Origin of the sequence: Sinomicrobium pectinilyticum (genome assembly GCF_003725735.1) — a bacterium.
Taxonomy (GTDB): Bacteria; Bacteroidota; Bacteroidia; order Flavobacteriales; family Flavobacteriaceae; genus Sinomicrobium; species Sinomicrobium pectinilyticum.
This window is the reverse complement of sequence record NZ_RJTM01000086.1, coordinates 48,313-74,055: the sequence shown is the minus strand read 5'-3', so window position 1 is coordinate 74,055 and position 25,743 is coordinate 48,313. Positions and strand designations below refer to the sequence as shown.

Genomic DNA, 25,743 nt, shown 5'->3' with positions numbered 1-25,743 from the left:
TGCGAAGGTAAAAACCAACAGATTTACAGTCTGTCCTCGTTGGCCGCTTGAGTATCTCCCCTCTTGCTCTTCATTCTTCCGGTTTCCGAAGCAGATCCGAATTCACGTGAACACCTTTAACCAAAGGGACTCAAGAAGAAATCAACCTCACTCCTTCCGACTTTTTCCCTATCAACTCCAAAAGTTGTGTTTTGCCGGATTTAAACCATAAAAAAAGTCCGCTATTTCTAACGGACTGCAAATGTATATATTTATTTTTTTATTCAAAACATTTTTGCTGAATTTTTTGTTTATATATATGCCCTCAGCTTTTCCTTGCGCTTCAACAATACACGTTCCATTGCCCCCACGGCATTGTCAAGTCCTTCTTCAAACGTTTTGCATTGTTTTTTAACCATAAACTCATCGCCCGGAACATAGACCTTAACCTCTACGACTTTATTCTCCTTTACACTGGTATTCTCTACTTTCAAATAGACATCCGAAGATACGATCCTGTCGTAGTAGTTATCCAATTTGTCCATCCTCTTTTGAATGAAATTTACCAGTTTTCCATCCACAGTAAAATTCACTGATTGCATGTTTACTCTCATTGCATCGGGTATTGTGAAACCACTTATACCTCTCCTGCAGCCCCGCCTCTTTACTGACTTGATTATTCAACTATCCCCGCCAGGCAGCCCTGCACCGGGACAAACTCATTTTGGAAAAAGAAGATTGCAGTAAGAGTCCTGGCTTGTTGTACCGGATAAAATACAAGTGCTTTCTGGGTTAAACATTAATTGATTCCGGCAAAGACTTATTTTTTATTCCTCGGATGCGCTTCCCCGTATACTTTCTTCAACTGCGCTATACTGTTGTGCGTGTACACCTGGGTGGAAGCAAGACTGGAATGCCCCAATAACTCCTTGACCGAATTTAAATCTGCGCCTTTATTGAGTATATGAGTCGCAAAAGTATGCCTCAGAATATGCGGACTCTTTTTCACCTTAAAAGACACCTTACTAAAGTAATTATTTATTACCCGATAAACAAGAGTTTCGTAGATTTTATTTCCGTTTTTAACTAAAATCAAGGTATCTCCGGAAGCAGAGGTAAGCACCTCCTCCCTCTTTCCGAGATAAGCCCGGAGAAGAGCATCCATATGCGCGAGCAACGGCACCACCCTCTCCTTGTTCCGCTTCCCCAGTATTTTTATGGTACGGGCAGAAAAATCAATATCCCCGACCTTCAGGTTTATCAGTTCGCTTCTTCGCATTCCCGTCGCATAGAACAACTCTATGATACATTTATCACGAAACCCTTCAAAACTGTCCTCGTAGGGTATTTCACCGAGCACCGCCCACATTTCTTCTTCCGAAAAAGGCACCTCGATTTTCTTAGGGGTTTTGAGTGACTTATGCCTGGCAAGCGGATTCACCTCAATAGCTTTTATTTTGATAAGAAACCTGTAATACGCATTCAGGGAAGCCGTTTTCCGGTTTACGGACCGGTTGGAAATGCCTTCATCTACCATTTTCACGATCCAGCTCCGTATTACAGCATAGGGAGCAGTCCCAATATCAGAAATACTATATTCGGAAACGCAGAAATCGGAAAAGAAGCGCAGATCGCTCTCATAAGCATTTACAGTATGCTCCGAATATTTCTTTTCGAAACGCAGGTATTCCAAAAAAGACGAAACAGACATATCAGAAACCTTTTGAAATACAAAGTTAACAAACTTTACACACCGGAAGGACAAGAGAAGAAAGATTACCACGGAGCGGACCGTCAAACGAAAAACGCCGGATGGGCACAACACCATAAAAAAAATCTCCCGTGTTTAAAAAACACAGGAGATTTATATTGTATAAAAGAGCAGGACTAAATATCTTCCTGATCTCTCAAATGCTGAATGTATTGCGCTTTCTGAATCTGAGTTCTTTTCTTCACTGAAGGTTTAGTGAATTGTTGTCTGGTACGCAGCTGACGCATAGTCCCGGTACGGTCGAATTTCCTCTTGAAACGCTTCAGCGCTCTGTCTATATTTTCGCCTTCTTTAATAGGTATTATTAACATATCTTTACCACCCCCTTTCATTTAGGACTGCAAACTTACAACATTAAAGTTCATATTTCCAAATTATTTAATCTTTTTTACGGCACGGAACAGTCTATTTCACAGACCAGACGGAATATCCCTTTGGCGGCGCTTCTATTTTCACCCTTTTATCCGCCTCCGTAACCGGTTCCCACCCGGAGTGGCCCGTATAATCCTTTATAACCGAACTCCCCCAGTTGGTATCCACCCATTTTTCCTGCCAGGAACCGGAGTTATTGATATAGACTATAATCCCCTGGTTATTATAACCATTTCTCCGGGCTATATATTCGTCATTATCGTTATACAGGATATCCGTACTCCCACCCGCGAGGTTATTGTGTATCCATATGAGATTGTTCAGCTTGTCTTTATCCAGCCATTCTTCATAATCGCGATAAAAAACAGTCGGGTACCCTTCGTGTGTGAGTATGTAAGCATAAGCGAGCATTTTACCGTTGTAGATCTCATCCGTATCGTGATTTGTCACGAAAGTAACGGAGCGCATCGGATTTCGCTTCCACAACATATCATCGCCCAGCCTGGTAAGGTCGTTTCCTTCAAAAGCATCGCGCATCCTATAATAACAGGCAAAATCAAAAGCACCGGCCCCGGCTTCCCCGGTCCACCAATCCAATGTAGCCGCATTGCCATCCCAGTATTCCCCGACAGCAAAACCGCCCACCTCATCCGTCCACGCTTTCACTACCCAGGGCTCAAAACCTTTTACATAATCAAATCTCCAGCCGTCAAAACCTATCTGATCGCGGTAGTACCTGGCTACGGAATTCGCATCTTTCCACAACCAGTTCTGAACATTTTCCTTATGGTGGCACAAATCCGCAAAACCTCCGAAGGTCCTGCTGTCACCGGAATGGTAATCATTAGGATGAAAATCATACATATCCCGGTAAAACATTCCTGATGCGGGATTATAATCCGTGTACGTCTGTCCTCCCGTGAAAATATTATCTTCGGCATCCCCACCGCTATTGTGGTTGACGACAATATCGGCTATCACATTCAAACCGTTCCGGTGCGCCTCATTTACCAGGCTTTCCAGCTCCGAAGCCGAACCAAACCTGGTCTCCACACTCCCCATCTGATCGTATTGTCCGAAATCAAAATAATCAAAAGGATCATAACCCATGGAATACGCCCCGTTATGCGCTTTGGAAACCGGGGGCAGCCATATGGCATCTATCCCGGCAGTGCTCCAGTCCGTCACTTTATCTTTTACATTATTCCACCAGGTACCACCTTCGGGGACATCCCAGTAAAAAGCCTGCATCATCACACCCGATCCTATTGTCTTAAGTCCTTCACGGGAAGAAATCACATACTGTCCTTCCGGCTCCTGTCCTGCTCTTTCACCCTCCGAAAGATCCGGTTGCTGCGTACAGCCCGAAAGAACAACAGCAAAAGCAAGGGAAACAAAAAGATGTTTTTGAGTTACTAATTTTTCAGGTAAAATTTTCATTTTTTAAGTGTTTTAAGTGTTGATTATTGCTAAATCTACAAAAAACAGTCACATCAAAAACACCTGTCGAAGAGTGAAAACGTTTTCGTGTTAAAAACTTTCTTGAACCCATAGCCCCGGAACGGCCCGAAAGTCCGTTTTGCGAGGGATAATTTGCGAATAACCAATGAATGCGACCGGCCATCCGCAGCTAAATTTACAAAACTGAAGTAACTGCAATCGAATTGCAGGGATTCGGACCTTGAACTTAGACCAATAAAAAAACCGGCTGAACTGCCGGTTTCACATTTATTTTTACGAGGCAACCATTCCTTATTTCAGAATTTGCCGGGAAATAACCACTTTTTGTATCTCTGTGGTCCCTTCTCCGATGGTACATAATTTGGAGTCTCTGTAAAATTTCTCCACAGGAAAATCTTTGGTATACCCGTACCCGCCATGTATCTGAACGGCTTCATTAGCTATTTTGACACAAGCTTCGGACGCATACATTTTTGCCATGGCGCTGATCTTGGTTATATCCCTGCCTGCATTCTTACCAAAGGCCGCTTTGTGCAACAACAATTCCGAAATTTCTATTTCCGTGGCCATATCCACCAGTTTAAAGGATATTCCCTGGAATTCGGAGATCGGTTTGCCGAACTGTATTCTTTCCTTGGAATATTTAAGTGCCGCTTCATAAGCACCCCTCGCCACCCCCAGAGACAATGCCCCTATGGAGATCCGCCCGCCATCCAGTACTTTCATGGACTGTATGAAGCCTTCTCCCACATTCCCCAGTCTGTTAGCGTCAGAAACCCGGCAATCATCAAAAACCAATTCTGCCGTTTCACTGGCCCTCATACCCAACTTATCTTCTTTTTTTCCGCTGCTGAACCCGGGTGTTCCTTTTTCCACAACAAAGGCGGTCATTCCCCTGGAATCTCCTTTTTCCCCGGTACGGACTATCACCACTGCTACATCACCGCTTTTACCGTGGGTAATAAAATTTTTCGCCCCGTTCAGTACCCATTCGTCCCCGTCCTTTACCGCTGTAGTACTCATTCCCCCGGCATCGGAACCTGTATTGTGTTCTGTAAGCCCCCAGGCCCCTATCCATTCACCCGTAGCCAGTTTTGGGAGCCACTTCTGTTTTTGCTCTTCACTGCCGAATTCGAGGATGTGATTTGTACAAAGGGAATTATGTGCCGCTACGGACAACCCTATGGAAGGATCCACTCTTGATATCTCTTCAATAACCGCTATATATTCATGATACCCCAGGCCGGACCCGCCATACTGTTCAGGGACAAGAACCCCCATAAAACCAAACTCCCCGGCTTTTTTAAACAATTCCACAGGAAATACCTGCTTCTCATCCCACTCCATAATGTGAGGTCTAATGTATTGTTCTGCAAACTCTCTCGCAGAAGCCTTTACCATCTGGTGGGTTTCCGAGTAGTCGAAGTTCATCGCGGTATTTATATCGATATTCATTTAACCAATTATTTTATTAAATACATGATAATCAATCCTTAAAACACAACAAAAATACGATGTTCAAAAGTATAAAGCAAGTTATAAATACTAAAATAAAGATAAAAAAACAGGAGGTGAACAACGCAGCCTCCTTCATATTCTGAATGCTGTAACGAGAATAATTGACCGATAGTGCCCTCACGGTTCTGTATCGCAAGAAAACACATTTGGCCCCCAGGCCTCATCCGTTTCCTTGTTTTTATTGTATTCCTGTTTTCACACCGTTTATTATTGCGTTGTCAAATATAGTTTAATTCTGTCAATTTTCTCGTCGGGGAAATCTTCAATTTTACGGAGTTCATCGATTGACTTTATCTTATCGACCGCCGACCGGTAGACGATTATTTTCCCGGCTTCTTCCCAGCTCAGGTATACCAGGGAGGCCAGGTCTTTACGGGATGCGGAATTGATGTCCAGTTTCTCAACAGCGGGTGATTCCACAACCCGGAACTGCTCCATGATCCTCTGTACTGTTACGGAATCCAACCCGTAAACTTCATATAACTGTTCATCGAGAAAGAACCCCCCGAGCAGGTCCCTGTATTTCACTATGCGGCCGGAAAGCTTTTCCCCGACACCGGACACACTTCTTAAATCCCGCGCGGTCGCCCGGTTCAGGTCCTGTATGGCTCTGCTTTGTGCCGCTGCCCTCCCGGAACGGTCAGGCCGTTTCGATCGCTGCTTTTTAGCAAAATCCGGAAACCGGAAATAAGGAGCTATTTTACGCAACAGGGAGTCCGGAATCCCGGTAACCTCAGCGAATTCCGAAGCCGAACGTACAAATCCGCCCGTCTGCCGGTAGGCATAAAGCCTGTCTATTTCTGCCACATTCATTCCCAACATGTACGCTTTATGGTCGGAAAGATAATTAGGATTAAAAGGATAGATGGTATCGTGCTTCCTTTCCCGGTGACGAAAGGAGTCTATTCTTGCCCGGAAGGCATTCAATTCCTCCTCTTTTACTTCCTTTTCCTTTACGGGGAACAGAAATCCGGATGCAAGATATATGCCCTGTACTATCAGAATAAGCAACAACAAAAAGAAAATCCCACTTCTCTCTTTCTTATCGAAACGGAAGTGGGACCATATCTTCATGACATCATACTATTTGTCCGGGCACTTATTCCTGCCGCGGAGTTGTATCATCGTTTTCCGTATAGGAATCCGGTTCCTGTTTGGGCGGGGTCACCAGAACTCTGTAAAAGAAATACGCCGCAGCGGCTGTCACCACCCCCTGTGCAAGTATCATGGTTATTAATGCTGTTGTGTTCATGTCGTTGTTACCCTCCCTTCTCTTACTCTTTTCTTATAAGATACATAAATTAATACCAAAATAAATATCAGTAGCACCAAAAGAAACCCTCTGGCCATGTTTACTGCCGACAGGTTTTCCTGCAACCTCTGGATTTCCACAGGGTCCGTAGCATTAGCTATCTGTTGTCTGAGTCCGGAATTAGTAATTTTATTAATTATGGAAAGGTTGTCCAAAGGCCAGCCGTTTCCGGAAAACAGACTGCGGATATTACCGGACCAGTCATTCCCTTTCGGGGCAAATACCGTACCGAGGAAAACTACAATCAGTATTACCGGGGTCACAAATTTGATAATGTATTTATAGATCCCCGGAATTTTTATATCCGCTCCCATATTGATCTCTCTCCATCCCTTCTTCAGGCCAAACACCCACGAAAAGAGGATGGTTTCCATCATGGCAAACACTACAAGGCTGACTGTTCCGGCCCAGTAATCATACTCATCAAAGACCCCTTCGCGAAAGAAGAATACGGTTGGGAGCCCCATGATAAGGGTCACCAGACCAAAAGCCCAGGCCCCTTTTTTCCGGTTCCAGCCAAATTCGTCCTGCATAAAACTCACACAAGGGGTTCCCATGGCAAGCGAACTGGTTATACCGGAAAAGAACAATAAACCGAACCACATGACACCCGCAATAGCCGCAAATAACGGTCCCCATTGCTGAAAGAGATAGGGCATGGTCTGGAAAGCCATACCAAAACCGGCATTTTCCATAACCCACTCCATTCCGAGATATCCTGCCGCTATGGGAATAACTATAGAACTTCCTATAACCACCTCTATAAACTCATTCATAAAACCTGCAGAGACAGAGTTCAGCGCAATATCGTCCTTACTTTTCACATAGGCGGCATAGCAGTGCACGGTCCCCATCCCGACAGAAAGCGTAAAAAATATCTGTCCGGCCGCGGCCATCCACACCTTAAGGTCCATTATGGATTCGTACTGCGGCGTCCACAAGAAGTTCAGGCCGTCCCAGGCATTGGCATCCGGAAATGTTTCCGAAGCACCGCTTGTTCCGAGGGTAAGCCCCCTTACGGCCAGCACCACCCCGAAAAGGATAAGCAAAGGCATTCCTATCTTGGCCACCTTCTCCACACCACCGAGCCCCTTGGAAAGCACATATACATTGATAGAAAGACAGATGATATAGAAAATAACAGCCTCGTACGGAATTCCCGTCGTACTGTGAAGAACATCGGTATAGGACAGGAAGAAGTTGGCAACGTCGGATTGGTCCATCCCTACAAAAGTTCCTTTTACGGAATGCAACACATAAGACATTGTCCATGACTCTATATAGGCATAATAGGCAGCTACGGCAATATTGGTAAAGATACCGAATACCCCTATGTATTTCAGTATCCTGCCTTTGGTCATCGTATCCAGGATGTAAGGGGTACTGTGGTTACCGAATCGTCCTCCGTACCTCCCGGAAGACCATTCTATAAACAACAGGGGAATTCCCATAAGAAGAAAACATACCAGGTAAGGTATTATAAAAGCCCCCCCTCCGTTTTGCACTGCCTGCACCGGGAAACGCAAGAAATTTCCCAGCCCCACGGCATTTCCCGCCATCGCAAGAATAAGCCCGATCCTGGAGCCCCAGGATTCTTTAGTCTTTGTCATACTTCAATAATAATAATTAGCCCTCCTTGTTAGCCGCCTTAACCGGTTTCGGCTTTCTGAAAAGTTCGTTGGCATTCAGTTTACGCACATACTCTTTGAGATCTTCGCGAACTTCACCGGACATAATGTACAATCCAATAATATTCGGCAATGCCATGGCCAGAAGCATCATGTCCGAAAATTCAAGGACAGCACCCAAACTAATGGAAGCGCCCAAAACTACGAACATTAGAAATAATATCTTGTATATAAACTCTACTCTTTTACTCTTTCCGAAAAGAAATGTAGCGGCACGCATGCCGTAATAAGACCATGAAATGGCCGTGGAAAAGGCAAAAAGGAATACGGCAAGGGCCAGAACATAAGGGAACCAGCTTATTACACTTCCAAAGGCCGCAGACGTCAACTGTGCCCCTCCAAGTCCTTCCGCTCCCTGATAAGCCCCTGTGAATATCAATACAAGAGCGGTAAGCGTACAAACCACGACCGTATCGATAAAAGGTTCGAGCAGGGCGACAAAGCCTTCGGAAACCGGATGTTTTGTTTTGGCTGCCGAATGCGCTATGGCAGCGGACCCTACACCTGCCTCATTAGAGAATGTTCCGCGGCGGAACCCTTGTATGAGAACTCCGATTATCCCTCCTTTTAATGCACCGGGATCAAAAGCCCCGTCAAATATCTCCGTAAAGGCGCTGCCGAGATGACTGATATGCATGAATATAACGACCAGGGCAAAAAAGACATAGACAGAAGCCATGAAAGGCACGATCTTTTCCGTGACCTTGGCAATACTTTTTATCCCTCCAAGGATCACCGCACCTACCAGTATGGCCATAATAACACCAAACCAGAAGCCGTTCCCTTCGAGTACCGGGAACTGTCCCTGCAACTGATCGAAAGCCTGGTTGGACTGGAACATATTACCTGAACCGAAAGAAGCACCTATACATAACACCGCAAAAACCACGGCCAGTACTTTTCCGAATTTTTCTTTTCCACGGGCTTTAAGCCCTTTGACCAGATAGCTCATAGGACCTCCGAAAACCCGTCCGTCCGCATGGATTTCCCTGTACTTTACCCCAAGGGAGCATTCCACAAATTTAGAGGACATCCCCAAAAACCCGGCAAGGATCATCCAGAAGGTGGCACCGGGGCCTCCCACCGCAATGGCTATCGCCACCCCGGCAATGTTCCCCAGACCAACCGTACCCGAAACCGCAGTAGCCAATGCCTGGAAATGCGTTACCTGTCCCGGAGCCTCGGATTCGTCATAATGCCCCCTGGCCAGTTGTATGGCGTGTTTAAAACCACGGATGTTGATAAACTTCATACGGAGGGTAAAGAACAATCCTCCTATAATAAGCCATATCACAATAAAAGGTACGGAAATCGTACGCGGGTCCCCGTTCGGATGTAAAAGGGGGGCTCCGCTGTCATCATGCATTACCGGATCGTATATCCCTATGGCAGCAAAAGGGTCCCAAAACAAAACGGAACCAATTGCATCTACTATAGGTTGCGTGGTTCCGTTAAAAACTTCTGTTATGGACTGTGCGGGGACTTCGTACTTTTTGGTGACAGACAGTCCGTTTGCATCTGTGACCGTTACCGTATACGGAATCCCTTCCGTTAGTCCCGATGCCGTATTGGATTTCAGGGGGGTGGACGGGTTACTCCATTTATACGTATATGGTTCCTGCCCTCCTTCTACCCGGATCTCTATCCGGGCATCATTGATGACCTTCGAAGGGTTATCCAGGGTTTCTTTTAAGGTTAGTTCTTGTGAAAATACTGTAAAAGAAGTTAGTGTTAAGAGAAGAGAGAGAAATTTATTTCTCATAAAATGCATATTTAAATTTTAGATTAGAGTTAGTGTATATCCTTAAATACGTATTAGAAAAAAATTATTTCAAAATTAATGAAATAAAGGGTAATTCGTTAAAAGGGAGCAATATCCAAAAAAAAAGGGTCTAAATCAAGTTTTGTATCCGATTTCATATTGCAATTACTAAAAAAGCGGAAAAAACGATTAAAATATTTTTCCCGAAATGAAATGATACGCTATTCTACTACAGATCAAAGACAGAAGTCCTTTTGGTGTATACCATATCCTTGAGTTTAAGCACAAAAGCCAGGGTAAGATAAACTGCAAACCATATCCCGAAGGTAGCAAAGGAAACATATATAAAAAACAATCGCACGTTTTTTGCCTTCATTCCTAATCTGTCCGCAAGACGGGAAGATACGGCAAAGCCGTGCTTTTCAAAAAAATACCGGATGTTGTTCAGTGTTTTCACGGATGCTAAGATAAACAATAATTAAAAATACACCTTCAAATACTACAACTCCACCCAGGGGCAAACGAATTATAATTGAGTAATTTCATTTAAGGTTAAAAGCTTATGGGGTGTTTCCGGTTTTCCGGTTGTTGATGAGTTCGGAGTTGGTTAGTTAGGGAGTTGAAACAGAAACCTTCTCTACAAAACTCCAGTACTCCGGGATTCCCAAATTTAGTTCCCATTATCAGCATGTGCCAAACAAACCTGTAACCTGCAACTTGTAACCATTATACGTTGCAATTATAGCTTTTTTAATGCGTTTGCCCTGCAATTCCACCGCCTACTGTTTCAGCAGTTGGTGGCCTATGGTGCACTCCACGCAACGGTTTTCCGAACAATAGGTATTATACAACTGCAGTAAGGCCTGGCTGTCTCTCGCATTTTCCGCCTTCACGCCCAATGCGCCATATTTATCCGTGATCCTGTTCTTTTCCGGGTTCAGGTTGGCTGCTATATCGAGTATCGCCGCATTGACATCTTTTCCGTGATGCCGTGCATAACAAAATTTAACGGGAATTACGGTGTTTATCAGTAACAGGTCTATAAAACTCCTGCTAATGGATTTTGCCCGGTTCCCGGAAATTTTCCCGAAGGTATAATGATTCTCCCAGTACTCCGAAGCCTTGCCGTCAAAAAGATCATAGAAATCACTTACACCATCCGCCTCCATTGCGGAAGCGAATAAAGTTCTCCTGGTAAAATACAAGTCGGCCAGTTGGGATAACCGCAGGGTCGGAAAGTTTGCCGGACGCAGCCTGTGAAAACGGGGAGGGACTATTCCTGTCCGGGAAAGATCAAATTTCCTTTTCAGGTACGCGTATTCCTTTTTCAACGCTTTCATATAAGAATCGGGCGCTTCGTTCTCTTCCAGCAGGCCTGCCTGACCAAAAAGAAGAGCTTCCAGCTGCAAGGGGTCTTCCTGCACTTTACGGACAATATTATAACTTACGGAATCGGCTATACTCCGGAAGGAATCTCCGTTAACCTTAAGCCCGAAATTCTTCATCAGGTTCCGGAAAAAGACGGCTTCCCAGTCATTTTTAGAATCTTCCAGGTCCCGGAAAACGGCAAAGGATTTTTGTTCCAGTCGTTCGAAAAACAGCCTTTCCAGGTAATTATCACGTAAAAAACGGTCCACTTCGCCGATTTCTCTTTCGCAGTTAATAAAGTTATGCCCGTTTTTCAGTAGACTGTCATAATTCTCATAAACCGTTTCGGGCACAAGATGCTTTAATTCCACGGCGGGGACCACGGAATTGTCATTACGGAAAACGGGCATGTCATCGTCCCATACCACATGAAGTATTACATTGTCATAGGCCATATCCTTTTCATGATGGTGCACGTACCAATCCGAAGACTTAACATGAACCTCCACATTCCCCGCCCATAATTGCCCGTCTATACGAAGCTTCGCATTGAAAAAATCCGGACCGGACAAGGTGTTGTGCTGCCCCGATACCAACACCTCTACTTTTTCACGGGCCGAGGTATAAAGTGATTCCCCCCGAAACTTCTGAAATTTCCACAGGTAATGCAAAAAGTCTTCTTTCATATATACCAGAAAAAGAATGATAATTAATAATTCCCGTAAAGCAACTTTCTGTCAAAAAACGAATAAATATATAAAATTGAGACAATTAGACCAAAAGTCAGGAAGACTCACACGGGACAAACGCATCTTAAAGCCCGAACTGTTCGGTGCAAATCCGCTTTTGGGTCCGGAGTTCGGGGTGGAAACCACATTACCGGATAAGAGTCCGTAATTTTTACAACTGACGAAAGATCTGTTTTGTCCCCGCTTGCCCGGATCTTATGGGGGAATGTACCCATATTTTCAGAGAATTCCGTGTCTGAAATTTGCAGGAACTAAAGTAACAGCTATGAAGTTACGGACGGCGGGCAGCTTTAACCTTTAACCCGACCATAAAAAGAGGATTTTCCAAACACATCAATTTCAAAATCCTTCATTTTTTTCAAAAAAAATTGCTCATGTCATTTTAAACAATAACTTTGCATTTCAAAGTACTTTAAAGTGGACTCAAATAAATACTTAAAGGACATAAGCGACATTAAGGACCTGATGCAAAAGTCCTCCCGCTTTATTTCACTCAGCGGACTGTCCGGGATACTCGCAGGAGTATATGCCCTTATCGGTGCCGCCATAGCTTACCTGCTGGTGACGAAATCTGCCCGGCAATATCTCATTCTTGATGGCTATACCTTCAGAATGATACTCCTCGACCTGTTTCTCGTGGCATTTTTCAGTATTGTTACAGCTATTTTCCTGACCACACGGAAGGCCAAAAAAAACGGGGAAAAGGCCTGGGACAGTTCCTCCCGCAGGCTGATCGTCAATTTCATGATCCCTATGGTTGCAGGTGGCCTCTATATACTCATCATACTGGATCAGCAAAAATACGGACAGACCGCGGCCCTAATGCTTATCTTTTACGGACTTGCCCTGGTGAATGCATCTAAATACAGTATCGGGGACATCCGGTACCTTGGGTATATAGAAATCCTGCTTGGGCTCGTTTGCGCCCTGCTGCCCGGTTACGGGTTCTGGTTATGGGTAGCCGGTTTTGGCGTGATGCACATTATATACGGATTCCTCATGTATTATAAATACGACAAGGCATAGGTTTTGAGCATAATAGATGATATAAACAAAACTTTTGATCACCGTGTACGCCTGGGAATAATGTCTGTGCTCATGGTAAACGAATATATGGATTTTACGGGACTAAAAGAAATCCTGGATGTGACGGATGGCAACCTGGCCAGCCACGCCAAAGCCCTGGAACAGGCCGGATATATAACGGTTCAAAAGCAATTCATAGGCCGTAAACCCAACACGAGGTATATTGCTACTTCGGCAGGGAAAACGGCCTTCAGGCAACACCTGAATGCCCTCGAAAAACTCATTAACAGAAGCGAATAATTTTTTTACTCATTAACTTTGAATTTCAAAGTACTTTAAATCAAATACACTATGGAACAATCTCAAAAAAACACCGGCAAATTAGGAAACTGGATCAGGACATCGGTTACCGCACGAATGTTTATGATAGGCATTTTAATACTTGTTTTGCTCATTCCCCTTACCTTTATTAAAGACCTGATACGGGAAAGATCACAGCGAAAACAGGATGTAATGAAAGAGATCAGTAAAAAATGGGGCGGTGAAGTCCTGTTTTACGGCCCCGTTATGGAAATACCTTTTAAAACCTTCCAGGAAAAAACAGTAGTTGACGAAAGCACAAAAAAAATATATACCGAAACCATAGAAAGTGTTGAGTACGCCTATTTTTTCCCGGAAACGCTGGATATCGACACCAAGGTAGATCCGGAAGAAAAATATTACGGCATCTATAAGACCAGTGTTTACGAAAGTTCGATGAACATATCGGGCTCTTTCACCAAACCGGATTTCAGCGAAAAAGAAGTAGAAGAGAAACATATATTGTGGGACAAGGCCAAGATAGTTTTCAGGATGTCCAATCAGAAAGGAGTCAGCAACAAAGTGGAGATCCGGCTCGGGGCCAATGCTTATGCCTTTAAATCCAGGTACACTACGGATGATGTTTATGAAAGCGATTTTCCCGCACTTAATACCCTCGAAAGTTCTTTGTTAAAAAAGGAGGACATCCCTATGGAGCACACTTCCGACTTCAGCATGAAGCTCAACATCAAGGGCAGTCAACAGATAAGTTTTATTCCCGCCGGCAAACAAACTACGGTAAATATGGTTTCCGATTGGAAAACAGCGAATTTTTTCGGCGAATTTCTTCCCTATAACGACGACAAGGTTCACGAGAACGGTTTTGACGCGCGGTGGAAAATACTGGATATCAACCGTCCGTTTTCACAACAATACTTTAATCAGCTTCCCCGGTTAAATTCCTATGCTTTCGGGGTAAACTTTATGATCCCGGTTGATGAATACCAAAAAAGCGAGAGGTCTGCCAAGTACGGTTTTATGGTTATCTGTCTTACTTTCCTGGTGTTTTTTCTTATCCAGACCATGAGCGGAATTAACATACACCCTTTCCAGTACCTGATGATAGGACTTGCCCTCACGATGTTCTACACCCTGCTGATTTCCATTTCCGAGCACAGTAATTTCTTTAAGGCCTACCTGGTTGCCGGAATTTCTGTCGTGGCACTTATCACAGCCTACTCTGTCTCTATTTTAAGGTCCAGAAGCTTTCCCATGTTTATATTCCTGTCCCTTACCGCACTGTATTCCTTCATATATGTAATCATACAACTGGAAAACTATGCTCTCCTGGTAGGAAGTACAGGACTGTTCCTCATACTGGCCATTATAATGTTCGTGTCCAGGAAGATCGACTGGGGCAACAGTTAAGGGTCAGACATATCCCGTCTTTTCCACCTGCCCTCAAAGGGAAAAGACGGGATGTATCATTATTCTGCAATGTCGCCTTCCCATTCCATAATACCTCCCAGGAGGTTATGGGCTTCTTCAAACCCCAACTGGTCCATAATAGCGCAGGCCTTTGCACTTCTGGCCCCGGAACGGCAATAAACGTAATAGGTTTTGGACTTATCGAGTTTCTCCAGTTCATCAATAAAATCCTGCCCCTGACGAATGTCTATATTTATCGCGTTGGGAATATATCCTTCCTCAAATTCCTCCTCGGTACGGACGTCCAGGACAATGGCGTTTTTATCATTTTCCAGTTGTTCCGCCCATTCCTCTTGAATTAAATCTGCCATAGTATTTTCTTTTTTTCAAAATTACACAAAACAAAAAAACCGGAACAAGGAGTCCCGGATTATTTAGCTGATATTTTTTCCCGTTCTCAACCGGTCAGCCGGCGGAGAGGAGACATCACAATTATTTAATACTACACCCTATTGCCTTGGTGGTTGTTATTCTTATTTCTTCTCCCCCCAGCATGGCATCTACCGCATCCTCCACATAACGGGTTTCCACTGAAGTCTCATCCTGGTAATTATCATCTATGGCTCCTATATACCGCACCTCATTTCCCTTATCCTTCTTTTCCAGCAGGAAAACATGAGGGGTACGGGTAGCCCCGTACTTCGGGTAGATTTCCTGTCCTTCATCCAGCAAATACGGAAAGCTGAACCCCTTCTCGGTAGCCCGCACCTGCATATCCTCAAAGCTGTCCTTTGGAGATTTCTCCGGGCTATTCGGGTTAATAGCTATAACAGGGACCCCTTTTTTCTTATATTTTTTGTCCAGGGCAATGATCCTGTCTTCATATGCCTGAGCATAAGGGCAGGTGTTACAGGTAAATATTACCAGGTAGCCTCTCGCGTCCTTATAATCCGCCAGCGAGACCATTTTGCCATCCACGTTCTTCAGATTGAAATCTTCAGCAAGATCCCCTATCCGGTACCCCTCGTCATCGGCAGGGATATCTACCGAAAAAGAACTCATTGCCAGTACAACGGTGAGCAATAAGAAAATTCTGATTGTTTTCATTTCGTATCGATTAAAGCTTTCAGGTTGTTTTCCAGATCTTCATACGTCAAAGACGATTCGTAAAACATCCGGTTTGTTTTATTATACATAAGTGTTGCCGGTATGGCACCCGACCATGCTTCATTTACCTGGGGAATCCAGTCGTTCTGTTTCGGATCGTCCAGGACAATCACCTGTGATTCCAGTTTTTTCTCCCTGACAAAAGGAAGCAGTTTTTTTTCAAAAGTCCCGTGCAAATCCAGGCTCACCAGCACTACCTCTACTCCTTTATCTGCATATTCCCTCCCGAGACGTTCGAAATAAGGCAATTCGGCGACACATGGTTTACACCAGGTCGCCCAAAAATTAACAACATACGTTTTGCCGTCCTGCCGGTGCAAAAACTGCTCAAAACCGGCAAAATCATATACATCGATTTCAAGGTCACCGTCCGTTACCGCTTCTTTGGGCGGAAGTTTACGGACTGTCTCCCCTGCCTCCGCTATCTCAGCTTTCTTGCTTCCGTCGGTCTTACAGGAAATCAAAATTACAAAAAACGCACAGGTAATATGTAGTTTCATCTCTGGAATTTTTATCCGGAACCAGCAAAAATACCCCGAATTTTATATCGGGACCAGCATTTTGTCATCATTCCGGGACTTTTCAACAAAAACCAATTACAAACAGTACTAATCACTAATTATTAAACAATTAGCCCGGGCACCGTATCATATAAAGATAAACACAAGCAGTCGGGAAGCAAGTAATTTAACAAAAAATTATCAAACAAAAAGTTGCAGGGAAATAAAAAACAAATTTATATTTGTACCTACAAATGTTGTATGAACAATGAAAATTGAAGAAGTTGTCAAATCACAAAATATGCAAAGCCATACCAGGACAATAATAAACCTGATATACACGGCGAGCGAAATAAGTGGTAAAGTTGCCGATGCGGTCAAACCTTATGACATTTCTATACCGCAATTTAATGTCTTGCGGATACTGAAGGGACAAAAAGGACAGCCTGCAAACCTGTCTACCATACAGGAACGGATGATTGCCAAAATGAGCAATACCACCCGGATTGTGGACAAATTGATAGATAAAGGCCTTGTAAAAAGAACTCAATGCCCGCAAAACAGGAGAAAGGTTGAGATCTTTATAACCAAAGACGGTATGGCCCTCCTGGAAGAAATGAATATTGCCGTAGCCAACGTGGAAAAAAAGATCATAAACAAACTGGATGAAGAACAGCTGGAAACCTTCAACCGGATGCTCGACACCATGCGAAGTTAAACATTATGTAGAACCAAATATAATTCAATTTAATATGAGCACTATTATCGAATCATTGAACTGGAGATACGCGACCAAGAAATTTGATCCGTCCGCAAAAGTATCAGCCGAAGACCTCAACACCCTTAAAGAAGCCATCCGTTTGTCCGCTTCTTCCTATGGTATGCAGCCCTACGAAGTCTTTGTCATAGAAGACCCGGAAATCCGCAGGCAACTCAAAGAGGCTTCCTGGGGACAACCGCAGATAACCGATGCCTCCCACCTTATTGTCTTTGCCAGTAAGACCGATGTTACCGCCAAAGACACCGAGGCATATATGAATAACATCAGTAAAACGAGAAACATCCCGGTAGAAAGTCTTTCAGGCTTCAGCAATATGATAAATAATTCGGTCATATCACTACCGCAGGAAGTAAAGAGTACCTGGGCTGCCAAACAGGCATACATAGCATTGGGAAATCTCCTGGCTTCCGCCGCCCAACTTCAGATAGACGCTTGCCCGATGGAAGGATTTGATGCCGAAGGGTACAACAAGATACTCGGACTTAAAGAAAAAGGATTAAATGCCGCGGTCATTGCCACTATAGGTTATCGTTCTTCTGAAGATGAAATGCAGCATCTCCCGAAAGTAAGAAAACCGTCGGAAGAATTATTTACCTCCATATAATCACAAATAAAAAGTTCAAACTCATAACACAAATTTCTGAAAAACATGAAAAACAAATTCGCAAAAGCAGCATTGACCCTGGTTATAGCTATAGGTGCTACCGCCTTTACACCCGTAGATAAAGAAGAAAAAAAAGTTGATGTAACCACCAGTAAAATTACCTGGAAAGGTTATAAAGTAACCGGATCTCACGAAGGTGTTATAAGTCTCAAAGAAGGTTCTCTCATTTTTGAAGGGGATAAACTTACCGGAGGAGAATTCGTGGTAGATATGACCTCTCTTACCAGTACAGACCTTGAAGGAGATTCCCGGAGCAAACTGGATGGTCACCTGAAATCAGACGATTTTTTTGGGGTGGAAACACATCCGACTTCCAAATTGATAATAACGAAAGTAAAAGCTTCCGGAAAAAATGCCTATAAAGTTACCGGCGATCTTACCATTAAGGGAAAAACGCATCCCGTAACTTTTGATCTTTCTGTTTACGGAAATAAAGCAACAGGCGCTTTGAAGATAGACCGGTCCAAATACGATGTCCGTTATGGTTCCGGAAGTTTTTTCGACAACCTGGGAGATAAAACCATTTATGACGAATTTGACCTGGTCGTAGACCTGAACTTTTAACCGGATCGGGAAAAAATAGCTATAATAAAGAATCCGGGCTCCTTTTGGCAGAAAGGAGCCTTTTATAAGGATACACAAAAAAAATGTTATAAAAGCATTTTACCACTTGCAGTTATCATTTTCCTTTCTATATTTGTATCCAAATAAAAGAAAATGCATACTATTTTAAACAATACTTGGTGGTGGAGCAACTTACGTCGAAACGTCGTGAGCTAGACCCCTGTAAAGTATTTTTAAAATCAAAATACAGAAGGCTTGTCAATCACGACAGGCCTTTTTTGTTTTCCGGACCTTTTAATTTCAAAATATAATGATACATCTGACCACAAATTACAAACAGATACTCGCAGATACCATAACCCCGGTAAGCGTTTACCTTAAAATACGCGACAGGTATCCCGGCAGTCTCTTGCTGGAAAGCAGCGATTATCATGCGAACAACAACAGTTTCTCCTATATATGCTGTAACCCTATAGCCAGTATCGAAATAAAAAAAGGGACCATCACCGAATCATATCCGGACGGGGCTACAACACAAACCTCTATAGGAGAGGACACCAATATACCCCTGGCCATACATAATTTTGCCAGTGCCTTTAAATCCAAAGACAACGGCTTTAAGTTCATCAACAAGGGCCTGTTCGGTTATATTGCCTACGACGGTGTCCGCTATTTCGAGGATATCGAGATTTCGGAAAAAGAAGAAACCTTGGATATCCCGGATATTTATTATGCCGTATATCAAAACATCATCGCCATCAATCACTTCAAAAACGAAGCTTATATTTTCTGTCACAGTGCAGATGGTGCCAACAATATCCCCGAAATAGAACAATTGCTTCAATCCAAAAATTTCGCTACCTACAACTTTACCAAAGTAGGCGATGCGGTTTCCAACCTTACGGATGAAGAATACAAAAAAAGTGTGGAATATGCCAAAAAGCATTGTTACAGGGGAGATGTATTTCAACTGGTCTTGTCCAAAAGGTTCTCCCAGGAATTTAAGGGAGACGAATTTAATGTATATCGCGCGCTCCGCAGCATAAACCCTTCCCCTTACCTCTTTTTCTTTGACTACGGTAACTTCAAGATATTCGGTTCTTCCCCCGAAGCGCAACTGGTGGTTAAGAACAGAAAAGCGGAAATACATCCCATAGCCGGTACCTTTCGGCGGACGGGAAATGATGAACAGGATACCGTCCTGGCCAGGCAGCTTGCCGAAGATGCCAAAGAAAATGCCGAGCATGTTATGCTGGTTGACCTGGCAAGGAATGACCTCAGCAGGCACGGCCATGAAGTTAAAGTGGAGACCTACAGGGAAGTACAGTTCTTCTCTCATGTTATTCACCTGGTATCCAAGGTCACGGGAAAATTACACGACCATGCATCTACCATGCAGGTAGTGGCCGATACCTTTCCGGCAGGAACACTCAGCGGGGCACCCAAACACATGGCCATGCAATTGATAGACAAGTATGAGAACTGTAACCGTAACTTTTACGGTGGCGCCATAGGTTTTATGGATTTTGAAGGAAATTTTAATCACGCCATTATGATACGGACCTTCCTCAGTAAGAATCACAGGTTGCATTACCAGGCCGGGGCCGGGGTGGTCTCCGAATCCAGTGCCGAAAGCGAATTACAGGAAGTATATAACAAACTCGGAGCCCTCAACACAGCCATGAGCCTGGCCGAAAGTATTTAACCCGTCCTTATTAATAAGAATACAAGAACCGATGAAAACACAAAAAATACTGGTTATAGATAATTACGACAGTTTTACATATAACCTCGTGCACTATCTCGAAGACCTGGGCTGTGAAGTTACCGTAAAGCGGAATGACCAGCTCGAACTGGAAGAAGCGGCACCATTTGACAAAATACTCCTTTCCCCCGGCCCCGGAATTCCTGATGAAGCCGGACTTTTAAAAGCAATTATCAAAAAGTATGCCCCCACCAAAAGCATCTTGGGCGTATGTCTCGGACAACAGGCCATAGGCGAAGTGTTCGGCGGAAAGATCATTAACCTGAACAAAGTATACCACGGTGTGGCCACTAAGGTAAAAATAACCGTTAAGGACGAACCGCTCTTCGAAGGCCTCGAACAGGAGATCGAAGCGGGGCGCTATCACTCCTGGGTCGTTGATCCTGAACTCCCCGCTTCACTGGAAGCCACATCTTTCGATGAAAACGGGCAGGTAATGTCCCTCAGGCACCGGGAATACGATGTGAAGGGCGTACAGTACCACCCCGAGTCGGTACTTACTCCGGACGGGAAAAGGATACTTAAAAACTGGCTGAAATCAACTCCGTAAAGAGAGGCTTTGCTTCTCTAACTAACAGGTAAAGGTGTACGGCCGTACACCTCAACTAACACAAAGACGTACGACTGTACGTTTTAACTAAAAAACCTTTCAAAATGAAAGAAATACTCAACAGGCTTATAAACCACGAAACCATCTCCAAGGAAGAGGCCAGGAACGTACTGGTCAACATATCCAAAGGGTCCTATAACACCAGCCAGATTGCCGCTTTTCTTACCGTCTACATGATGCGGAGTATTACCGTCGAAGAACTGGAAGGTTTTCGCGATGCCCTCCTTGAACTTTGTATCGCGGTAGACCTCAACGGCTACGAAGCCATTGACCTCTGCGGTACCGGGGGCGATGGTAAAGACACTTTCAATATTTCCACATTGGCATCATTCATAACCGCAGGTGCCGGGATTCCCGTTACCAAACACGGCAATTACGGGGTTTCTTCCAAATGCGGCTCCAGCAATGTAATGGAGTTTCTCGGTATTAAATTTTCCAATGACCCTGATTTCCTGAAACGGTCTATCGGGGAGGCGAATATCTGTGTATTACACGCTCCCCTGTTCCACCCTGCCATGAAAAATGTAGGGCCTATCCGCAAAGAACTTGCAGTGAAGACTTTCTTCAATATGCTGGGCCCCATGGTGAATCCGGCCTTCCCTAAGAACCAGATGGTGGGCGTATTTAACCTGGAACTGGCACGCATGTACGGATATCTTTACCAGAATACGGATAAAAACTACACCATACTTCACGCCCTCGACGGCTATGACGAACTATCGCTTACCGGTCCGGCAAAAGCCATTCGCAACCAATCGGAACAAATGCTGACCCCGGCCGATTTCGGAACGGAACAACTGGACCGGGAGGCTATAAAGGGAGGAGAAACCATAGAAGACTCCGCAGCTATTTTTATGGATGTCATAAGTGGAAAAGGAACGGAAGCTCAAAACAATGTCGTATGCGCCAACGCCGGGATGGCCATTGCCACCGTCAGAAACCTGCAACCGAAGGAAGGTTTTGAAATAGCGCGGGAAAGCCTCTTCTCCGGAAAAGCCCTGACCGCTCTTAAAAAATTACAGGAGATTAGTCGGTGACGGGTGACGGGTGACGGGTGACGGGTGCAAAATTAATTTAGACGAACCGATACACTACATAAAAAATGGAAGCTAAGTTTAAATTTGAAAAATTAATTGTCTGGCAGGAAGCTATGGATCTGGGAGAAAATATACAATTACTTTCTGAACGTTTTCCTCGATGAACAAATTAATCGCCTGTAAAAACAGCTTGCGATAACACAGTACCGAACACCGTTCCCCATCATCGGTCATCGTACAAAAACATTAATTAACATCTAAAAATCACAATCACATGTCTAACATATTAGACAAAATAATAGCCGATAAGCGCAAAGAAACAGAACTTAAAAAAAATATCGTTCCGGTTTCCCAGCTGGAATCTTCGGCGCTTTTCGGACGCAATACGGTTTCCCTGGCATATAACCTGAAAAACAGCGATACGGGTATTATAGCCGAGCACAAAAGACGGTCACCGTCCAGGTCCGTTATTAATCAAAGCCTTAGTGTTGCCGATGTGGCTAGCGGATATGAAAAGGCAGGTGCCTGTGGTATGTCGGTACTTACCGACGGCAAGTATTTCGGGGGTTCTCTGGAAGATCTGCTGCAGGCCAGGGCCGTGGCAAAATTCCCCTTATTGCGCAAGGAATTTATCATTGACGAATATCAGCTTCTCGAAGCCAAAGCACACGGGGCAGATGTCATACTCCTTATAGCTGCAGTATTATCGCGGGATGAAATAAAAAACCTCTCTCAATTGGCCAAAAGCCTGAGCCTGGATGTCCTCCTCGAAGTGCACAATGAAGAAGAATTGCATAAATCCCTTATGCCCACCCTCGATATGCTCGGCGTGAACAACCGGAACCTGAAAACCTTCGAAGTAAGCATCGATACCAGTAAACAACTATCCGGCATTATTCCCGACGATTTTGTAAAAGTATCCGAGAGCGGCATAAGCGACCCGGAAACAATTAAAGACCTGCAACATTACGGTTACAAAGGCTTTCTGGTAGGGGAAAACTTTATGAAAACCGAAAACCCGGGACAAAGTGCGGAAATATTCATCGGGAAACTGAAAAACTAAATGGCAGAAAATATTCAACATACCGGTTACAACATCCCTAGGCTAAAGGTCTGCGGCATGAAATATCCGGAAAATATCCGGGCGGTTGCAAGCCTGCATCCCGATTACATGGGATTTATTTTTCACGGGAAATCCCCGAGGTACTTTAAAGGAGAAATACCGGATGATCTCCCGGTAGCAATACGAAAAACGGGGGTGTTTGTAAACTCCTCCATTGTAGAAATTATCGAAAAAGTCACCCGCTACCATTTACACGCCGTGCAATTACATGGCGGGGAAACGGCAGAATTTTGCAGGGAACTCCGGGATGCCTTACCCCGTATAGAAATCATCAAAGTGTTCTCCGTAAAGGACGAATTCGATTTCGCGCAACTTCTTCCTTTTGAAAACACCGCAGATTATTTCCTTTTCGATACCAAAGGAAAACAGCCGGGAGGTAACGGTTACACCTTTGACTGGAAACTTCTTAAAAATTATCCGTCCGGGAAACCCTATTTTCTGAGTGGCGGAATAGGTCCGAAAGAAACGGAGAAAGTTCAGGACTTTCTCCATAATCAGGAATACCGCAACGTATCCGCCCTCTGTTACGCTATTGATGTGAACAGCAGGTTTGAAACGGAACCCGGGTCCAAAAACACCGAAAAATTAAAAGAATTTAAATCAAAAATACTATGTCAACACCAGTAAAAACTGCTGTTCCTATCGGTGGAGCTGCGGGATCGGGCTCCTATCACGTGAGTGAAAAAGGTTATTACGGCGAGTTCGGAGGGGCATTTATCCCGGAAATGCTCTACCCCAATGTAGAGCAACTCCGCCAGAAGTACCTGGAAGTAATGAGTGATCCTTCGTTTAAGGAAGAGTTTAACCAGCTTTTGAAAGATTATGTAGGGCGGCCTTCTCCCCTTTATTTCGCAAAACGGATGTCCGAAAAATACGGTACCAGGATATACCTGAAACGGGAAGACCTCAATCACACGGGAGCGCATAAGATCAACAACACCATTGGCCAGATACTCATGGCCAGACGCCTCGGCAAAAACAGGATCATTGCAGAGACCGGGGCCGGGCAACATGGGGTAGCTACTGCCACAGTATGTGCGCTTATGGGCATGGAATGCGTAGTGTACATGGGCGAAATAGATATAGCGCGCCAGGCACCTAACGTGGCGCGCATGAAAATGCTCGGGGCCGAAGTACGCCCGGCACTTTCCGGTAGCCGCACCCTTAAAGATGCGACCAACGAAGCTATCCGCGACTGGATAAACAACCCGGTAGACACACATTATATTATAGGATCGGCTATAGGCCCGCATCCGTATCCGGATATGGTTACCCGCTTTCAAAGTGTTATTTCCGAAGAGATCAGGATTCAGTTAAAGGAAAAAGAAGGACGGGAAAATCCGGATTATGTTGTGGCCTGTATAGGAGGTGGCAGTAATGCCGCCGGTACTTTTTACCATTTCCTGGACAAAGAAGAAGTAGGTATTATTGCCGTAGAAGCTGCCGGTAAAGGTATAGATTCCGGTGAAAGCGCGGCAACTTCCGTATTGGGTCATAAAGGCATCATTCACGGGTGTAAAACCCTGCTTATGCAAACCGATGACGGACAAATTACCGAACCCTATTCTATTTCCGCCGGACTGGACTATCCTGGTGTAGGGCCTATGCATTCCCATCTCTATACTTCGGGAAGGGCAACTTTTAAATCCATCACTGACGACGAGGCTATGAAAGCCGGACTGGAACTGTGCAAACTGGAAGGTATCATTCCTGCCATAGAATCCAGTCACGCCCTTGCCATTTTCGAGAACACCAGGTTTGAGAAGGACAATATCGTGGTGGTAGCTCTCTCCGGAAGAGGGGACAAAGATCTCAATACGTATATCGACCATTTCGGGTTATAATCTCAAAAAAATACAGACAATTAATCAGAAAAACATGACGACAAACAGGATACATCAAAAGTTACGGGAAGATAAAAAAATCCTGTCCATATACTTTACTGCAGGTTATCCCGATCTTGAAGATACCGTTCCCATTATAGAAAACCTTCAGGAGAGCGGGGTGGATATGATAGAAATAGGGCTCCCTTTCAGCGATCCCCTGGCCGATGGTCCCACCATACAGGAAAGTTCTACCCGCGCCCTGAAAAACGGTATGACCACAACCAGGCTTTTCAAACAACTGGAAAATATTCGTGAGACAGTGCATATCCCTCTTATTATTATGGGATACTTCAACCCCATAATGCAATACGGGGTAGAGAATTTCTGTTCCAGATGTGCGGAAACAGGGATAGACGGCCTGATCATTCCCGATCTTCCGGTAGACGTTTATGAGGAGGAATACAAAAGCCTGTTTGAAAAATATGGCCTGGCCAATATATTTCTCATTACCCCGCAAACCCCCAACGAACGGGTACGGTTTATCGATTCGGTTTCGGATGGCTTTATTTATATGGTAAGCTCTGCAAGTGTAACCGGGGCAAAGAATACTTTCGGGGCCATTCAGAAGCAATATTTCGAACGCATTCACAACCTCCGGTTAAAAAACCCGCAGATCGTAGGTTTTGGTATCAGTAATGAAGACACATTCCTGGCTGCCACAGAACTGGCCAAAGGGGCTATTATCGGTTCTGCATTCATAAAGTTCCTGAATGAGAAAGGAAAAGAACGGATACCGGAATTCGTAAATTCTATCCGGTAGCAGGTCGATCCGGGGCAAATGTATTATACTCCGAAAATCTAAGGGTGATAAAAAGTTTAGACGTTGCGGAGTACACCGGATGTCTGTTTAACCACGGGTATACGAATCACTGTAAAATGACCAATATATTATATATCCGTGAATCCCGGGCT

27 protein-coding genes are annotated in these 25,743 nt (G+C 44.3%); 13 read left to right on the top strand and 14 right to left on the bottom strand.

Annotation, left to right across the window (positions count from 1 at the left end):
• Positions 1-290: 290 nt before the first annotated feature.
• The 11 genes from hpf to ED312_RS12420 all read right to left on the bottom strand — a co-directional run bounded on the left by hpf (position 291) and on the right by ED312_RS12420 (position 11,917).
• The gene (gene hpf, locus ED312_RS12465) at positions 291-593 is read right to left on the bottom strand and encodes a ribosome hibernation-promoting factor, HPF/YfiA family (RefSeq protein ID WP_123216345.1); all 303 of its coding nucleotides are present in this window, start codon (positions 591-593) and stop codon (positions 291-293) included.
• Between the two features lie 206 nt (positions 594-799).
• Positions 800-1,690: a tyrosine-type recombinase/integrase gene (locus ED312_RS12460; protein ID WP_123216344.1), complete on the bottom strand. Its 891-nt coding sequence runs from the start codon at positions 1,688-1,690 to the stop codon at positions 800-802.
• A 176-nt stretch (positions 1,691-1,866) separates the two neighbouring features.
• A complete protein-coding gene (gene rpsU / locus ED312_RS12455; RefSeq protein ID WP_123216355.1) occupies positions 1,867-2,061 on the bottom strand; it encodes a 30S ribosomal protein S21 in 195 nt (64 codons plus the stop codon).
• 94 nt (positions 2,062-2,155) lie between these two features.
• Complete coding sequence (locus ED312_RS12450; protein ID WP_123216343.1) at positions 2,156-3,562, bottom strand: alpha-amylase; 1,407 nt, start codon at positions 3,560-3,562, stop codon at positions 2,156-2,158.
• 312 nt (positions 3,563-3,874) lie between these two features.
• Complete coding sequence (locus ED312_RS12445) at positions 3,875-5,014, bottom strand: acyl-CoA dehydrogenase family protein (protein ID WP_123216354.1); 1,140 nt, start codon at positions 5,012-5,014, stop codon at positions 3,875-3,877.
• A 294-nt stretch (positions 5,015-5,308) separates the two neighbouring features.
• Positions 5,309-6,175 carry a helix-hairpin-helix domain-containing protein gene (locus tag ED312_RS12440; protein WP_123216342.1) on the bottom strand — a complete coding sequence of 289 codons (867 nt, stop codon included), beginning with the start codon at positions 6,173-6,175 and terminating at the stop codon, positions 5,309-5,311.
• A 25-nt stretch (positions 6,176-6,200) separates the two neighbouring features.
• Positions 6,201-6,353, bottom strand: coding sequence for a hypothetical protein (locus ED312_RS23775; RefSeq protein ID WP_170164507.1), 153 nt, complete (start codon positions 6,351-6,353; stop codon positions 6,201-6,203).
• A complete protein-coding gene (locus ED312_RS12435; protein WP_123216341.1) occupies positions 6,350-8,023 on the bottom strand; it encodes a sodium-dependent transporter in 1,674 nt (557 codons plus the stop codon). Before ED312_RS12435 ends, ED312_RS23775 begins: the two co-directional genes overlap by 4 nt.
• A 16-nt stretch (positions 8,024-8,039) precedes the next feature.
• Positions 8,040-9,863, bottom strand: coding sequence for an amino acid carrier protein (locus ED312_RS12430; RefSeq protein ID WP_123216353.1), 1,824 nt, complete (start codon positions 9,861-9,863; stop codon positions 8,040-8,042).
• A gap of 229 nt (positions 9,864-10,092) precedes the next feature.
• Positions 10,093-10,320, bottom strand: a complete 228-nt coding sequence (locus ED312_RS12425; RefSeq protein WP_123216352.1) for a PspC domain-containing protein — start codon at positions 10,318-10,320, stop codon at positions 10,093-10,095.
• 322 nt (positions 10,321-10,642) lie between these two features.
• Entirely contained in the window at positions 10,643-11,917 is a 1,275-nt protein-coding gene (locus ED312_RS12420; protein WP_123216340.1) for a DUF2851 family protein, read from the bottom strand.
• Between the two features lie 480 nt (positions 11,918-12,397).
• On the opposite strand from ED312_RS12420, the gene ED312_RS12410 reads away from it, so the two are divergent.
• Genes ED312_RS12410 through creD form a run of 3 tightly spaced genes read left to right on the top strand, consistent with a single transcriptional unit; the run spans position 12,398 to position 14,734 of the window.
• Positions 12,398-13,006, top strand: a complete 609-nt coding sequence (locus tag ED312_RS12410; protein WP_123216338.1) for a hypothetical protein — start codon at positions 12,398-12,400, stop codon at positions 13,004-13,006.
• Positions 13,007-13,009: 3 nt separating this feature from the next.
• On the top strand, positions 13,010-13,306 hold the full coding sequence (locus tag ED312_RS12405) for a winged helix-turn-helix domain-containing protein (protein WP_123216337.1): 297 nt from the start codon (positions 13,010-13,012) through the stop codon (positions 13,304-13,306).
• 51 nt (positions 13,307-13,357) lie between these two features.
• Positions 13,358-14,734, top strand: coding sequence for a cell envelope integrity protein CreD (gene creD, locus ED312_RS12400; RefSeq protein WP_123216336.1), 1,377 nt, complete (start codon positions 13,358-13,360; stop codon positions 14,732-14,734).
• 59 nt (positions 14,735-14,793) lie between these two features.
• Here the strand turns inward: creD and ED312_RS12395 are convergent, their stop codons facing one another.
• The 3 genes from ED312_RS12395 to ED312_RS12385 all read right to left on the bottom strand — a co-directional run bounded on the left by ED312_RS12395 (position 14,794) and on the right by ED312_RS12385 (position 16,401).
• Positions 14,794-15,105 carry a rhodanese-like domain-containing protein gene (locus tag ED312_RS12395; RefSeq protein WP_123216335.1) on the bottom strand — a complete coding sequence of 104 codons (312 nt, stop codon included), beginning with the start codon at positions 15,103-15,105 and terminating at the stop codon, positions 14,794-14,796.
• 121 nt (positions 15,106-15,226) lie between these two features.
• Entirely contained in the window at positions 15,227-15,841 is a 615-nt protein-coding gene (locus ED312_RS12390; RefSeq protein WP_123216334.1) for a thioredoxin family protein, read from the bottom strand.
• On the bottom strand, positions 15,838-16,401 hold the full coding sequence (locus ED312_RS12385; RefSeq protein WP_123216333.1) for a TlpA disulfide reductase family protein: 564 nt from the start codon (positions 16,399-16,401) through the stop codon (positions 15,838-15,840). The genes ED312_RS12390 and ED312_RS12385 overlap by 4 nt, the downstream gene beginning before the upstream one ends.
• 268 nt (positions 16,402-16,669) lie before the next feature.
• Between ED312_RS12385 and ED312_RS12380 the strand changes: the two genes are divergently transcribed.
• From ED312_RS12380 to trpA, 10 genes are all read left to right on the top strand, one after another.
• Positions 16,670-17,119 (top strand): MarR family winged helix-turn-helix transcriptional regulator, encoded by a 450-nt coding sequence (locus ED312_RS12380; RefSeq protein ID WP_123216332.1) that lies wholly within the window; start codon positions 16,670-16,672, stop codon positions 17,117-17,119.
• Positions 17,120-17,153: 34 nt separating this feature from the next.
• On the top strand, positions 17,154-17,786 hold the full coding sequence (locus tag ED312_RS12375; protein WP_123216331.1) for an NAD(P)H-dependent oxidoreductase: 633 nt from the start codon (positions 17,154-17,156) through the stop codon (positions 17,784-17,786).
• Between the two features lie 45 nt (positions 17,787-17,831).
• Positions 17,832-18,410, top strand: a complete 579-nt coding sequence (locus ED312_RS12370) for a YceI family protein (RefSeq protein WP_123216330.1) — start codon at positions 17,832-17,834, stop codon at positions 18,408-18,410.
• A gap of 310 nt (positions 18,411-18,720) precedes the next feature.
• Complete coding sequence (locus ED312_RS12365) at positions 18,721-20,115, top strand: anthranilate synthase component I family protein (protein WP_123216329.1); 1,395 nt, start codon at positions 18,721-18,723, stop codon at positions 20,113-20,115.
• Positions 20,116-20,146: 31 nt separating this feature from the next.
• Positions 20,147-20,725 (top strand): anthranilate synthase component II, encoded by a 579-nt coding sequence (locus ED312_RS12360; protein WP_123216328.1) that lies wholly within the window; start codon positions 20,147-20,149, stop codon positions 20,723-20,725.
• 104 nt (positions 20,726-20,829) lie between these two features.
• The gene (gene trpD / locus ED312_RS12355) at positions 20,830-21,822 is read left to right on the top strand and encodes an anthranilate phosphoribosyltransferase (protein ID WP_123216327.1); all 993 of its coding nucleotides are present in this window, start codon (positions 20,830-20,832) and stop codon (positions 21,820-21,822) included.
• A 274-nt stretch (positions 21,823-22,096) separates the two neighbouring features.
• Positions 22,097-22,885 carry an indole-3-glycerol phosphate synthase TrpC gene (trpC, locus tag ED312_RS12345; RefSeq protein WP_123216325.1) on the top strand — a complete coding sequence of 263 codons (789 nt, stop codon included), beginning with the start codon at positions 22,097-22,099 and terminating at the stop codon, positions 22,883-22,885.
• A gap of 57 nt (positions 22,886-22,942) precedes the next feature.
• Complete coding sequence (locus tag ED312_RS12340) at positions 22,943-23,572, top strand: phosphoribosylanthranilate isomerase (protein ID WP_123216351.1); 630 nt, start codon at positions 22,943-22,945, stop codon at positions 23,570-23,572.
• Positions 23,557-24,789, top strand: a complete 1,233-nt coding sequence (trpB, locus tag ED312_RS12335; RefSeq protein ID WP_123216324.1) for a tryptophan synthase subunit beta — start codon at positions 23,557-23,559, stop codon at positions 24,787-24,789. Before ED312_RS12340 ends, trpB begins: the two co-directional genes overlap by 16 nt.
• A 34-nt stretch (positions 24,790-24,823) precedes the next feature.
• Positions 24,824-25,591 (top strand): tryptophan synthase subunit alpha, encoded by a 768-nt coding sequence (trpA, locus tag ED312_RS12330; RefSeq protein ID WP_123216323.1) that lies wholly within the window; start codon positions 24,824-24,826, stop codon positions 25,589-25,591.
• Positions 25,592-25,743: the final 152 nt, after the last annotated feature.

Excerpts from the sequence above, each read along its gene's own strand:
- hpf (WP_123216345.1), bottom strand. The coding sequence starts at position 593 with ATGAGAGTAAACATGCAATCAGTGAATTTTACTGTGGATGGAAAACTG.
- ED312_RS12460 (WP_123216344.1), bottom strand. The coding sequence starts at position 1,690 with ATGTCTGTTTCGTCTTTTTTGGAATACCTGCGTTTCGAAAAGAAATAT.
- rpsU (WP_123216355.1), bottom strand. The coding sequence starts at position 2,061 with ATGTTAATAATACCTATTAAAGAAGGCGAAAATATAGACAGAGCGCTG.
- ED312_RS12450 (WP_123216343.1), bottom strand. The coding sequence starts at position 3,562 with ATGAAAATTTTACCTGAAAAATTAGTAACTCAAAAACATCTTTTTGTT.
- ED312_RS12445 (WP_123216354.1), bottom strand. The coding sequence starts at position 5,014 with ATGAACTTCGACTACTCGGAAACCCACCAGATGGTAAAGGCTTCTGCG.
- ED312_RS12440 (WP_123216342.1), bottom strand. The coding sequence starts at position 6,175 with ATGAAGATATGGTCCCACTTCCGTTTCGATAAGAAAGAGAGAAGTGGG.
- ED312_RS23775 (WP_170164507.1), bottom strand. The coding sequence starts at position 6,353 with ATGAACACAACAGCATTAATAACCATGATACTTGCACAGGGGGTGGTG.
- ED312_RS12435 (WP_123216341.1), bottom strand. The coding sequence starts at position 8,023 with ATGACAAAGACTAAAGAATCCTGGGGCTCCAGGATCGGGCTTATTCTT.
- ED312_RS12430 (WP_123216353.1), bottom strand. The coding sequence starts at position 9,863 with ATGAGAAATAAATTTCTCTCTCTTCTCTTAACACTAACTTCTTTTACA.
- ED312_RS12420 (WP_123216340.1), bottom strand. The coding sequence starts at position 11,917 with ATGAAAGAAGACTTTTTGCATTACCTGTGGAAATTTCAGAAGTTTCGG.
- creD (WP_123216336.1), top strand. The coding sequence starts at position 13,358 with ATGGAACAATCTCAAAAAAACACCGGCAAATTAGGAAACTGGATCAGG.
- ED312_RS12395 (WP_123216335.1), bottom strand. The coding sequence starts at position 15,105 with ATGGCAGATTTAATTCAAGAGGAATGGGCGGAACAACTGGAAAATGAT.
- ED312_RS12390 (WP_123216334.1), bottom strand. The coding sequence starts at position 15,841 with ATGAAAACAATCAGAATTTTCTTATTGCTCACCGTTGTACTGGCAATG.
- ED312_RS12385 (WP_123216333.1), bottom strand. The coding sequence starts at position 16,401 with ATGAAACTACATATTACCTGTGCGTTTTTTGTAATTTTGATTTCCTGT.
- ED312_RS12380 (WP_123216332.1), top strand. The coding sequence starts at position 16,670 with ATGAAAATTGAAGAAGTTGTCAAATCACAAAATATGCAAAGCCATACC.
- ED312_RS12375 (WP_123216331.1), top strand. The coding sequence starts at position 17,154 with ATGAGCACTATTATCGAATCATTGAACTGGAGATACGCGACCAAGAAA.
- ED312_RS12370 (WP_123216330.1), top strand. The coding sequence starts at position 17,832 with ATGAAAAACAAATTCGCAAAAGCAGCATTGACCCTGGTTATAGCTATA.
- ED312_RS12365 (WP_123216329.1), top strand. The coding sequence starts at position 18,721 with ATGATACATCTGACCACAAATTACAAACAGATACTCGCAGATACCATA.
- ED312_RS12360 (WP_123216328.1), top strand. The coding sequence starts at position 20,147 with ATGAAAACACAAAAAATACTGGTTATAGATAATTACGACAGTTTTACA.
- trpD (WP_123216327.1), top strand. The coding sequence starts at position 20,830 with ATGAAAGAAATACTCAACAGGCTTATAAACCACGAAACCATCTCCAAG.
- trpC (WP_123216325.1), top strand. The coding sequence starts at position 22,097 with ATGTCTAACATATTAGACAAAATAATAGCCGATAAGCGCAAAGAAACA.
- ED312_RS12340 (WP_123216351.1), top strand. The coding sequence starts at position 22,943 with ATGAAATATCCGGAAAATATCCGGGCGGTTGCAAGCCTGCATCCCGAT.
- trpB (WP_123216324.1), top strand. The coding sequence starts at position 23,557 with ATGTCAACACCAGTAAAAACTGCTGTTCCTATCGGTGGAGCTGCGGGA.
- trpA (WP_123216323.1), top strand. The coding sequence starts at position 24,824 with ATGACGACAAACAGGATACATCAAAAGTTACGGGAAGATAAAAAAATC.